At 55.5% G+C, this 12227-nt stretch carries 11 protein-coding genes; 1 reads left to right on the top strand and 10 read right to left on the bottom strand.

Translation table 11 applies throughout. The features are described 5' to 3' along the window. Positions 1–900: 900 nt before the first annotated feature. The 9 genes from ACPF7Z_RS04315 to ACPF7Z_RS04275 form a co-directional block, all read right to left on the bottom strand. Positions 901–1233, bottom strand: a complete 333-nt coding sequence (locus tag ACPF7Z_RS04315) for a cytochrome o ubiquinol oxidase subunit IV (RefSeq protein ID WP_425191931.1) — start codon at positions 1231–1233, stop codon at positions 901–903. After that, positions 1230–1856: a cytochrome o ubiquinol oxidase subunit III gene (gene cyoC, locus ACPF7Z_RS04310; RefSeq protein WP_425191930.1), complete on the bottom strand. Its 627-nt coding sequence runs from the start codon at positions 1854–1856 to the stop codon at positions 1230–1232. The genes ACPF7Z_RS04315 and cyoC overlap by 4 nt, the downstream gene beginning before the upstream one ends. Then, positions 1853–3940: a cbb3-type cytochrome c oxidase subunit I gene (locus tag ACPF7Z_RS04305; protein ID WP_425191929.1), complete on the bottom strand. Its 2088-nt coding sequence runs from the start codon at positions 3938–3940 to the stop codon at positions 1853–1855. Before ACPF7Z_RS04305 ends, cyoC begins: the two co-directional genes overlap by 4 nt. A gap of 4 nt (positions 3941–3944) precedes the next feature. After that, a complete protein-coding gene (locus ACPF7Z_RS04300) occupies positions 3945–4832 on the bottom strand; it encodes a COX aromatic rich motif-containing protein (RefSeq protein ID WP_425191928.1) in 888 nt (295 codons plus the stop codon). A 110-nt stretch (positions 4833–4942) separates the two neighbouring features. Beyond that, the gene (locus ACPF7Z_RS04295) at positions 4943–6526 is read right to left on the bottom strand and encodes an FMN-binding glutamate synthase family protein (RefSeq protein ID WP_425191927.1); all 1584 of its coding nucleotides are present in this window, start codon (positions 6524–6526) and stop codon (positions 4943–4945) included. 173 nt (positions 6527–6699) lie between these two features. Beyond that, positions 6700–7077 carry a DnaJ family domain-containing protein gene (locus ACPF7Z_RS04290; RefSeq protein WP_425191926.1) on the bottom strand — a complete coding sequence of 126 codons (378 nt, stop codon included), beginning with the start codon at positions 7075–7077 and terminating at the stop codon, positions 6700–6702. Between the two features lie 176 nt (positions 7078–7253). After that, the gene (locus tag ACPF7Z_RS04285) at positions 7254–7637 is read right to left on the bottom strand and encodes a DUF6482 family protein (protein WP_425191925.1); all 384 of its coding nucleotides are present in this window, start codon (positions 7635–7637) and stop codon (positions 7254–7256) included. A 201-nt stretch (positions 7638–7838) separates the two neighbouring features. Further along, positions 7839–8672 (bottom strand): HalD/BesD family halogenase, encoded by an 834-nt coding sequence (locus tag ACPF7Z_RS04280; RefSeq protein WP_425191924.1) that lies wholly within the window; start codon positions 8670–8672, stop codon positions 7839–7841. A 64-nt stretch (positions 8673–8736) separates the two neighbouring features. Beyond that, positions 8737–10080: a Na+/H+ antiporter family protein gene (locus ACPF7Z_RS04275; protein WP_425191939.1), complete on the bottom strand. Its 1344-nt coding sequence runs from the start codon at positions 10078–10080 to the stop codon at positions 8737–8739. 302 nt (positions 10081–10382) lie between these two features. On the opposite strand from ACPF7Z_RS04275, the gene ACPF7Z_RS04270 reads away from it, so the two are divergent. Continuing rightward, the gene (locus ACPF7Z_RS04270; RefSeq protein ID WP_425191923.1) at positions 10383–11324 is read left to right on the top strand and encodes a LysR substrate-binding domain-containing protein; all 942 of its coding nucleotides are present in this window, start codon (positions 10383–10385) and stop codon (positions 11322–11324) included. Between the two features lie 46 nt (positions 11325–11370). On the opposite strand, the gene ACPF7Z_RS04265 is transcribed toward ACPF7Z_RS04270, so the two are convergent. Beyond that, positions 11371–12210 (bottom strand): phytanoyl-CoA dioxygenase family protein, encoded by an 840-nt coding sequence (locus tag ACPF7Z_RS04265; RefSeq protein ID WP_425191922.1) that lies wholly within the window; start codon positions 12208–12210, stop codon positions 11371–11373. Positions 12211–12227 lie beyond the last annotated feature (17 nt).

The following is a 12227-nucleotide window of genomic DNA, read 5'->3' as shown; positions in this document are numbered from 1 at the left end:
GAAGTGCGCCCTGAAGCCAGGAAATTGATCAAGAAATAGCCAATCTCAACCCCGATCGCCATCATCCCCACCGAGCCTGGAATCTGGGAGCGTCTGGCCGGCCCGGTGCAATATCCGGGCTAGCTATGCCGAATTCGATAAGCTCCCTGCTCTTGCAGCTACACCTCTTTGGTCGTGCAAAACCCCTGAAGAATATTGCACTTACCTCAAAAAAATTTATCAGAGAGAGGATAAGGAACAAGGGGCCTACAGGGACGAGTTTATTGGGGGAAGTGAATTTGGTCCAATAAATTGGGAAAAGCTTTATCTTGAATACCTGAGGTTAACAAAGTTGTATGAGTCGATAAAAAAGCACGGTTATGCTTCGGAAAAATGCGAGTGGATGACGGGTACTGTCTGGGCAGATGAGAATGACTGGATAATCGCTGCTTCGACCGGGCAGCATCGTCTTGCTTGTTTAGCCGCACTAGGCTACGAGTCTGCAATAGTTCAATTACAACAAGCGAAGGCACCGGGGGGTGTCATGTGGCGTTCATGTGCGCGTTATTTCCCTAGTGTTGTCAATGGGTACCACACGGAAGCAGAAGCGCTAAAAGTGTTTGATAGGATCGTTGGTGGAATACCGCCCAAGGCAGCAAATGCGTGGCTTGATTATTGCCACGAAAGTGGCGCATAAAGCGTTGTTTCATGAAAAGTTGGCATCAAATAGCAATGGGGATACAGATCGAGAACTCCGTCGGGTTTGCTGCCCCGGCGGCTACCTCTGTCGAGGTTATACGCTCTAATGCTCGGCTGCTCAGCAGGTTCGGGTTATCCAAAATATCGTGAATCTCCAATTCGCGCCCCCATACTGGCCCTGGGAACCGCCAGATAACGGCGGAGCGCAGCCGTTTACCCTCTTTAAAGCATGCGAAAGTGCAGGTTCCATAAAATCCAGATCGTGCCGCCGGCCATCAGGAACAGGATCAAGCTGGTAAACAGAATGAGTTGAAGCTCATCACGATGCGATTTGTACAGATCGATATGCAGAAAATAGCGAAAATGAACGACGACCTGCAGCCCCGCGAGCAGAGTGAGGGCGATCAAGCGCTGCCATGACCCGAACACGCTCCAGGCCACCGCCCCGAACGCCAATGCTGTCAATATCAGCGCGAGCACTCCCCCAATGCAGTAGTCGCGAAACTCTCGTTGTGGGTCTTCGGCTTCACTCTCCGGTAATCCATTGCGATTCATTGCGACACTCCGAACAGATAGACGAACGTGAAGATGCAGATCCAGACTATATCGAGCATGTGCCAGAAGATGGCGAGCCGTAGTAGGCGTGTCTTGACCTCTCCGGCCAGACCGAACACAAGCACCTGAACCAGCATGATGAGAATCCACATCAGCCCGGCCGTGACGTGCAGACCATGAGTGCCGACGAGAGCGAAGAAAGCTGACAGGTAGGCGCTTTGCTGGGGGGTATGACCCTCGCTTGCCATCTTCATGAAATCCCGCGCCTCCATCACGACGAATCCGGCACCTAACAGGAAGGTCACGACCAGCCAGAACATCAGACGACTGCGGTCTTGGCGGTATTTCAGGGCCAAGGCGGCCAAGCCGAAGGTGAAGCTGCTGACAAGCAGCAACAATGTCTCGATGAAGGGGTTTTTCAGCTCGAACAAATCGGCCGGGGTGGGCCCACCAGCGATGCCATGCTGGCTCGTGGCCGCATAGGTCGCGAACAGCAGCGCAAACAGCACCAGGTCGCTCATCAGGAAAATCCAGAAGCCAAACAACAGGGATTCAGCGGCTTCGTGGGTTTCGGGATCGGTGTTGCCGAGGTTCAGGCCCGGGTGATGATGGCGAGCGCTCATGGGGCCTCCTCAGCCAGACCGCGGTTGGCGGTGGTCGTTTCCTTCTCCCGGGGCGTTGCGGGAAGGGTACGTACCATGCGAAGCCAGCGTTCATGTTCTTCCTGCACCTGGCTGGCGGAGATCATGCGCTCGGTATCGCGGCAGAAACTGCGGGCAATGACGGCTCCCCAGATCACCAGGAACGTCACGATCGTCAGCCACCAGATATGCCACGTAAGAGCAAAGCCGAGCACTAGGCTTGCCGCCCCGATGACCGGCGCCACACTGCTGTTCCTAGGTAGCTGGATGTCTTCGTAGCGCGGCGGCGACGCATGGGCCTCGCCGTGTTGCTTCATCCAGGTAAAGGCATCGCGGTCGTGCACCTGAGGAATGACTGCAAAGTTGTATTCCGGGGGCGGAGCGCTCATCGACCATTCGAGACTACGACCGTCCCAGGGATCACCGCCGGGCACTGCCAGGCTTTCCCGATCTCGGATGCTCACTCGCAGTTGAATCAGCATGCTCAGTACCGCCATGAGAACCAGGCCGGCGCCGGCAAGCGCCGTGATGAGCCAGGGCAGGTACTCGGGTTGAAACCACTCATTGGTGCGGCGCATGGCCCCCATCAGGCCAAGAGCGTAAAGCGGCATGAAGGCGAGATAGAAACCAAAGGACCAGCACCAGAAGGAAATCCGCCCCCATCTTTCGGACAGGCGAAATCCGAACATCTTGGGGAACCAGACATGATAGGCGGCGAACATGCCGAACAAAGTGCCTGGTATCAGCATGTTGTGAAAATGCGCGACCAGGAACAGGGAGTTGTGGACGTTGAAATCGACCGGGGGGTTGGCCAGAATCACACCGGTTAACCCGCCAATGACGAATGTGGCCATGAACATCACGGAAAACAGCATGGCGGTCGTCAGGCGAACGCGGCCGCGGAACATGGTCAGCAGCCAGTCGTAGACCTTCACGCCGGTCGGCACGCCGATCAGCATGGTGGCGATGCCGAACACCGCGTTGAGGTTGGCCGTCTGGCCCATGGTAAAGAAGTGGTGTACCCAGACGCAGAATGACAGCACGGCGATCGCCATGGTGGCGTAGACCAGGGACTTGTAGCCGTAAAGACGCTTACCGGAAAAGGTGGAGAACACCTCGGAAAACACACCGAAGGCCGGCAGGATGACGATATAGACCTCCGGGTGGCCGAACAACCAGAACAGATTGGCATAGTTCATCATGTTGCCGCCTAGGTCGTTGGTGAAGAAGTGAAAACCGGCATAGCGATCCAGCGCCAGCATGGCGGTGGCGACGGTCAACGGCATCATGGCGAATATCATCAGGATGCTGGTGCAAAGCGCGGTCCAACTGAATAGCGGCATGCGAAACCAGGTCATGCCCGGAGCGCGCTGCTTATAGATGGTCACGGCGAAGTTGAGACCGCTCAACGTCGAGGCGATCGAGCTCAACGTCACCGCCCAGATCCAGTAGTCCGGACCAACGCCGGGATTGAAGGCCAGCTCCGTGAAAGGCGGATAGCCGCTCCATCCCCCGGTAGAGAACTTGCCGATGATCAGGGAGATCATGACAAGACCTGCCCCGGCGGCGGTCAGCGCCAGACTGATGGCATTGAGCAGAGGAAAGCGCACGTCCCGAGTGCCGATCTGCAATGGCATCACGATGTTGATGACCCCGGTCAGAAAGGGCATCGCCATGAAGAAGATCATGATCGTGCCGTGGGTGCTGAACAGTTCACCGAAATGTTCCGCCGACAGTATCCCGGGATCACCGACCGCCACTGCCTGCTGCGTGCGCATCAAGGATGCTTCGATGACTGCGCGCAGCAGCATGACGAGAGCGATGACGATATACATGATGCCGATCTTCTTGGCATCCAGGCTGGTCAGCCAGTCGCGCCAGAAGGTGCCCCACTTGCCGTACCAGCTCAGCAGCACGATGACGGCCAGCCCACCCGCGATGGCGATTCCCGAGGCGGCGGCGGAGATCAGGGTGTTGATGTTGGGGTCCGTGATGACCTGGTAAAACGGCAGCGAATCGACACCCAGTTTACCGAGCCAGAAGTGGTTGAATGTGTCTCCCGTCACCGGCTCACTCTCCCTGTTCGTGTGTTGGCCTGGCGCTGACTGACCCCGGGTTGACGGCGCCCTTGAATTTCGACACGACGCGATCGAACAACTTCTCGGGCACTGCGCCGAAAGTGATCGGCGACGACAGCACCGAGCGTTTGGCAAGCTGCTCGTAGGCAGTCCAGTCGAGCGGGGGCCGGGACTGCTGCATTCGCTGAACCCACTCGTCGAAAGCCGAGGGCTCCATCACCCGGGCGGTGAATTTCTGTTTGGAAAATCCTTCCCCGTTATATTGGGTATTCATGCCGCGGTAGTTTCCAATGTGATCGGCCAGTAAATTCAGTTCCGTGACCATTCCGGGCATTGTGTAGATCTGACTGCCCAGCCGCGGGATCATGAAGGACTGCATCACCGTGTCGCTGGTCAGGCGGAAACGCACCGGGCGATCGACGGGAAGTACCAGTTCATCGACTGCGGCCACGCCCTGATTCGGGTAGATAAATAGCCATTTCCAGTCCAGGCTGACGACTTGGATGTCGAGCGCAGGCTTGTCGCTCTGAATTGGCTTGTACGGATCGAGCTCGTGGGACAAATGCCAAAGCTGCCAGCTCAGCACGCCGACGACGATGAACGGGATGCCCCATATCAACACTTCCAGTATCCAGGAGGAGGCCCAGTCGGGCCGATAGGCGGAGGACGTCTTGCCGAGTCGGTACTTCCAGAGCACGATGGGGAGGGCCACGAACAGGGGTACGATGACTACCAGGGTCCAGCCGATGATGAAGAAGAAATGCTCGCGCTGAGATTGGGCGATGGGCCCAGCGGGGGCCAGGAAGCCATGCTCGTTGATGCCACAGGAAGTAAGCAGCAATGATATCGCTATCAGCAAACAATACGTTGACAATGACACGAATGCTTTCATGAGACTGACGTCCAAGTCGATGAGACATTCCTGTTTTCAGGGATCGTTATCGGTCCATCGTGTGAAAACGACTTACTGTTCTTTGAGTTGCGAGGTCCTTAAAAACGATTCGCACTTGCTCGTTGCCAGTCCTGGGCGTACTCCTCAGGAATGGCATCCCGCAAGAAATCACCCGTTTCGACTTTTGGGTAGAAGGCGTCGTAAGGAGAGGCGGGACCGGGCATCGTGCGATGGAAGACGTATTCGGGGATGAGCTCATCGGGACTTTCGAGCCCTAGGGTACCGACGATATCGAGGAACGATCTTATCGTGGCGTCATGGTAATTGCGGACGCGCAATGCCTTGATGTTCACATCGAGAGATCGGGTGCGCGCGGGATCCTGGGATGTGACGCCGGTCGGACACTTATTGGTATGGCAACGTTGGGCCTGTATGCAGCCGACCGAGAACATGAAGGGGCGGGCGGCATTGCACATGTCTGCCCCCAGGGCGAGCTTCTCGACCATATCGAAGCCCAGCGCCACCTTACCGCTGGCGATCACCACGATGTCGTTGCGCTTGCCGATGCCGACCAGGCAATTGTGCACGAAGGGAAGGGCCTCGTTGATGTAGGTGCCGATGAAATTGGAAAACTCTGCGGGGGCAGCGCCGGTACCGCCTTCCGCGCCATCCACGGTGATGAAATCCGGCAGAATGCCGGTTTCCAGCATCGCCTTGCATACGCTCATGAATTCCGCACGCTTTCCCAGGCACAGTTTGAAGCCCACCGGTTTGCCGCCACACAGTTCGCGTAGGCGCGCCACGAACTCCAGCAACTCTATCGGCGTGTCGAACTCAGGGTGCGAGGCAGGAGAGGCGCAATCCTTGCCCACTTCGATCTCGCGGGTGTCCGCAATCTCCTGATTGACCTTGGAACCGGGCAGCAAGCCACCATGACCGGGCTTGGCGCCCTGGGATATCTTGATCTCGATCATCTTGACCTGTTCGGTACAGGCTTTTTTCTTGAACTCCTCGGGGTTGAATGAACCATCCTTGTGGCGACATCCAAAATAGGCGCTGGCGATTTCCCAGACGATATCGCCACCGTGCTTCCGATGATAGGGACTGATCGCACCTTCACCGGTGTCCTGCGCAAAGTTCCCCAGTTTGGCGCCTTTGTTCATTGCCGCGACCGCATTGCCGGATAGCGAGCCGAAGCTCATGGCCGAAATGTTCAGACGCGAGGAATCATAAGGCTGGGTACACTGTGGACCGCCGATAAGGATCCGGGCATGGCGCGAATCGACCTCTTTAGGGGCCATGGAGTGCAACACGAAGTCGAAGCCGATATCTTCCATATCGCGTCGAGTGCCAAACGGCGAGGTGTCCGGGTTGCCATCCGCGCGCGCATTGATGAGATTGCGCTGCTCTCGGCTGAAGGGGCGGCCACTGGTCTCGGATTCGAAGAAATACTGACGTAGTTCAGGACGTACGAACTCGAGCATGAAACGCAGATGGCCGAGTATCGGATAGTTGCGTAGCACGTTATGGCGGGAGCGCAGATCCCAGGCACCCACCACCGCCAGTGTCGGCAGAACCCACCAGATCCAGAGCCATGCCGGGGCCCACAGTGCCAACGCCGCTCCGCTGATCAGGGTCAAGATCAAGAACAAGCAATAAATCAATCGCGGTTTGCCAAACATACGATCCTTCGTATTCAATCCTCAGACGATATGACGCTTCATGTCATTGAGACCGCCTTTCTGACCAGACGGGCACCGAAAAGCACTCGGGACAAGTCCAATAAAAGGTAGTCTATATTGGCTACTGTTGCTAAATAAGGGGGAATCTCAGACCAATCGCGGGGCAGACGAGGCTATTCGCTTTTATGATTCCACTGCTGAATCAGCTTGTCCCGATAGTCACCGCGCTGCAGCAGAGGGCTGAGTCGGTGCCCTCTTGTCTGTAGGCGGGTGCGCAACAGACTCAGCCGGGCACAGGCCTGTTCCCGTTCTTCGCCGTGATCCATGCGCAGGATCAGGCTTTCCACCTCGCGAATTTCGCGCACCAGCTCCATTTCCGGCGGCAGGAAGCCGGCATTCTTCAGCAGCCGATAGCCGGCGCGCAGCTCCGGTGGGATCATGCTGTCGTCATCCAGTTGAAGTGGCTTGCCGCTGCCCGGCAGGTCATCCAGTTCTCCTTTCTCGATGGCCTGCTGGATATGGGCTTCGGCCAATCGGTCGATCAAGGACATGAATCTTGTCTCTAAAGGGCTTTTAATGACACCCAGACATAGTAACGATGATTTTGCTGATTATCAGTGTCGAAGGAAAGACCGGTCTCGACAAGTGATACATATAGACATTGATATTCTCGCGCAGATTATTGTTTGTGGCCGGTTCGAGGCTATCGACAAGGCGAAGGCGCGTATTAACGTGTCTGAAAGGCCACCCGCGTGCCATGCGCAAGCACGTCATCGGGATCGCTTGGCTCAGCGGGTAAGCCGATCATCTCATCCGTGATCTCGGGCCAGGTCAGTAATCCATGGGTCAAACCCAGTGGCGCCAGCAGCCGGCTGATCCATTGCGTGCCGGTGAAGCGTCGGGGGTGGTGTTCGTCATCCACCAGTTGACTGCTGCCATGGGCATGATGCAGGCGAACCAGATAGTAGCCCATGTCAATGGACTGAATTTCGACGATAGGATTATTGCCTTGCGCCATCCAATGCGCAAGCGCTTCAAAAGTGACCTGCTCGGGCAAAGGCTGAGTACAGGGCGACATTGGGGTCGTTGATGTCTCGACATTGGCATTCATAGCGCGAACCTCGTTTCTTGAACATGTTTATATACACAACCTATGCAGTAAATATTGTTCGTACAAGTTTTATTTCCAATCTTCAGGAATGCAAAAGTGAGTGGTACGAAAAATCGTCGTCTTATTGAGGAGGACGTAGGAAGTAATAGCCCGCTGAAAGCGAGCTATCGATGAGTTTTGCTTAATGCTTCATGCTGCCGGTTAGATAGTCGCCTGCGATGTGCGACCATAGAACAGCTCCGAAGTGAGATCGTTGAGGCGCATGCTGTCGTGTTCGCCGTAGGTGAGCACGGAGTTGATGCGTGGGGTTTTCCCCTCCACCAGCGTGACCCGGTGCATGGCGCAGTTACCATGAAAGAAAGCGAGTGTGCCGGGCTCTCCGGTCTGAATCTTGATCCTGGACCGATCTCCCTGGAGCACTTTCTTTACGTCATCAAAGCGTTCGTCGTTCTTGGTGCGCAGCGCCGGTACGTATTCGAAATCGCCGCCTTGATCAGCCTGCTGATACATGACGGTGATCGAGAACTCACTGTTATCGAAATGCCAGCCTAGCTCTTCGCCGGGATGGAAACGGGTAATTTGCAGGGCATCTAGCGGATCGGCGCTGCGGTATAGCACCGGCTTTTCCAGTACCAGAGCAATGAAGCGGGTCAGATCGTCCGATTCGTACAAGCGCCGTAGCGGAGCATCCTCGGGTATATGATCATAAGCGATGCCATGTTTGGCTGAGCGTACAGGGTATGCCAAGGGGTGATCCGGCTCGACGGTTTCATCGAAGGGTTCGAAATAGACGTTGTGTGTTCTATCGCTCACCCAAGCCTTGTCTTCCAATTGGTTGGCCAATTCCACCATCCTGGCTACCGCTTCAGGTTTGATAAAGTCTTTGAGCGTGCAGCAACCATCCTTGGCCAATTCCTTGCGGCAACTATCGACCAGCGCCTTGCCTTCGCTACCGTCAAGATCGTGAATGGGGTACTTGTCGAGATCGACGACATCGGCGTAAGCAGGGCGGTCTTGAGTCATTGTACTTGACATGATGTTCTTCCTTTTTTGATCGGGATATCCCGGTTTTGCTGGCGGTTGGCGGCACCGGAGCGCCTCACAACACCATCGCGGCAATCCAGCCAAAAATGATCAGGGGAATATTGAAGTGAATGAAGGTGGGTACCACCGTGTCCCAGATATGGTCATGCTGCCTGTCGACATTGAGACCCGCGGTGGGCCCCAGGGTGGAGTCGGAAACCGGTGAACCAGCATCGCCGAGCGCACCGGCGGTGCCGATCAGCGCAATGATGGCCATGGCGGAAAAGCCATATTCCAGACCCAGGGGGACGAATATCGCCGCGATGATCGGCACGGTGGAAAAGGAAGAACCGATGCCCATGGTAATGATCAGCCCGACAAGCAACATGGAAAGGGCGGCCAGTGCACGACTATCGCCGATCAATGCCACGGCTTGCTGGACCAGCAGAGGAACCTCCCCGGTAGCCCGCATCACGGCAGCAAAGCCGGCTGCGGCAACCATGATGAAGCCCACCATGGCCATCATGCGCATGCCGTTATCGAAAATGGTGTCCTGCTCGCTCCACTTCATCACGCCACTGAGGGCGAGAATGGAAAAGCCCACCATGCCCCCGAACACCATGGACCCCGTCATCACCTGGACGACCAGAGTTGAAACAATGGCCGCAAGGATCAGAATCTTCTGCAACGGTTTTAGCGTTTTTTCTTTCTCTTCCTTTTCCTCTTCGGCTTTGATGGGGGCGTCCGAATAGGCGCGTTTTTTCCTGTAGGTGAACAAGATGGCGACCAGGAGGCCTACCAGCATGCCAACAACAGGGATGATCATGGCCTGAGGCGCCATGTCGCGCGTAATCGAAAACCCTAGATTTTCACCCGCCTCATTGATGCTGTAGACAAGGATATCGTTCAGGTAGATGGCACCGTAACCCACCGGAAAGACCATGTATTTCGCAACGATACCAAAACAGATGACGCAGGCGATGATGCGACGGTCGAGTTCCATCTTGTTGAAGACGAGGAGCATGGGCGGGATGAGAAGAGGAATGAAGGCAATGTGTACCGGGACGATGGTGCCGGATGCGACACTGATCAGTACCAATAGCAAATAGATTCCCCACTTCGTCTTCTCGATATTGCGGGGACTATCATGACTGCCGACCAGGTTGAGCATTCGCGATGATATGTAGGTGGCGATACCGGCTCGCGAAAGCGCGACGGCGAAAGCGCCCAATGTCGCCAGGGCCAGCGCTATCGGCGCTCCACTGCCGAGGCCGTCGTTGAATTCTTCGACTATCGATGCCACCGGCATGCCGGCATAAACACCGCCGATGATGGCGGAGAGAATCAAGGCAAGCACTACGGAGACGCGCAGCATGCTCAGTGTCACCATGATGCCCACGGCAAGTACAATGGCATTGATATTCGTGAGAAACAGCAATAACAGCGATAGAGATACCGTTGTTACTATCACTGCTGCCGAGGTGATGTTTTTCGAATTTAGAGCGGATGAACTCCACGATTCTGTTTTCATCAGGTTACCTTTTGTGTTGTTGGTCTAGGTAATCGGTGGGATATAATTTTTTTGGTAAATCGGTTGTTTAACCACGCTGTTTTTTTGCTTTTTTCATTGCGTTTTCAGTATAGAATCTTGATGAAAAAATAAAATTTAGAAACGCCCTTGGATTGTTTAGAATGGCTAAACATTGACCTAAAGGAGCGATGATGAACAATCTTCCTCCCCTGCGCGCATTACAGGTTTTCGAAGCGGTCGGGCGCTATGTCAGCATTGCTGAAGCGGCACGACGCTTGGCGATATCACCTGCTGCAGTAAGCCAACAGATGAAGCTGCTTGAGGATTCTTTGGACCTGCGATTGATTGAAAAAGACGGTCGGAAAATCAGACTGACTCAGGCGGGTGAAAAGTATCATGAAAGCTGTAGCAAGGCTTTTGAAAACCTGAGAGTTGCCAGCGCTGAAGCCAAATGCGTAAAAAATGAAAACAGCTTGAAAATAAGCGCCTTACCGTCACTTCTGTCGACGTGGCTTTGTCCGCTTACCGATGACTGGCATCATCAAAACCCAACGCTCAACATGCACCTGGATGGCAGTCATGCTGAACCGTCACCCGGCCATAATGAAGTCGACTTCCGGGTTACCTATAGTGATAGGGCGAGAGAGGCGGAAAACTCGGCGGAACTTTTTCGAGACTGTGTCTTTTCGGTATGTAGTCCAGCACTATTGACCGAGAAAATGACCCTAAAAAAGCCTGAGGATATTCTGCAATACCCGTTGCTATCCATCGATTGGTTACCCAAGTTTTCATCGCCACCTTCCTGGCAGGACTGGTTCAGATATCAAGGGGTGGAGAATTGTAATATCAACGACAGCTATCGGTCTTATTCGCTATCCGCCATGGCAATTCAGGCGGCAATTGACGGGCAAGGTTTCGTGCTGGCGCAATATGCAATGGTTGGCCGATATTTGGAGAAAGGAAGGTTGATAGCCCCCTTTTTGTCGCCGTTATCATTACCGTCATCTTACTATTTGACTTGGTCGAATCGTGTATTCGATAGTGCGCATTGTCGTCGGTTCCATCGCTGGATTATTTCTCAAGGAAAGAACCAGTCGGTTGCAACGGAAGCGCTCTTTGCGGCATTGCGATGACGAAGACATCACTGCTCTCCAGCAATGGGCTGGAGAGCAGTGGTCATCAAGCGGCGCGGGGCGTGCCGGTCAGCAGCGGAAACAGCGGATGATCCATGGGGGCTCCCGTCGCCAGTTCCTTTTCAAGACCGGGAAATGGGGGCGAGGTCGTCCAGTGGCGCGGCGCGTGCACCATGTCGTCGCCGAGAAAGCGTACCGAGAAGGCGCGGCGGCGCTGATTACCATCGACACCCGCCGAGGCATGCAGCGTCAGCATGTTGAAGAACACCGCATCCCCGGGCTCCAGCGCCCAGCCGAGGATCTTGTAATCATCACGATTGGCCTCGATGTCCGGCAGGTCGTCGAGGCTGCCTTCGGGAAACCACTTGGCCTGGTTATCCATGAAGGTTCGCGGCATCAGCCAGGGGCCCTTGTGGGAGCCGGCGACGAATTCCAGGGTGGCATCGCGAGACACCGGGTCGACCGGCAACCACATGCTGACGTTCTGGTGGCCTTCCACGTTGTAGTAGGGCTGGTCCTGATGCCAGGGGGTGCGCTGGCGGGTGCCCGGCTCCTTGACCAGCAGATGGTCGTGGTACAGGCGCGCCTGCTGGCTCTGCATCAGCCGAGCCGCCACTTCGCCGACGGCGGAGTCGAAAATGAATTGCCGGTATGCCGCGATGTCCTGCCAGTTACAGAAGTCCTCGAAGAACCACCCTGGATCATCCGGCTCACTGGCTACCTTGGCGCGTGGGCTGGGGTTGCGCAGATTCTCTTCGATGCCCTGGGTCAACTCGTCGATCTGGTTCTGACGAAACAGCCCGCGAATGCACACGGCGCCATCCCGCGCATAGGCCTCGACGATCTCGGGGGTAACGAGGGAATCGATATTGGAGCTCTGAGTCATGGTGTTGTCTCCTCGAT

Origin of the sequence: Halomonas sp. GXIMD04776 (genome assembly GCF_049808615.1) — a bacterium.
In the GTDB taxonomy this organism is placed as follows: Bacteria; Pseudomonadota; Gammaproteobacteria; order Pseudomonadales; family Halomonadaceae; genus Modicisalibacter.
This window is presented reverse-complemented; position numbering and strand designations above follow the sequence as displayed.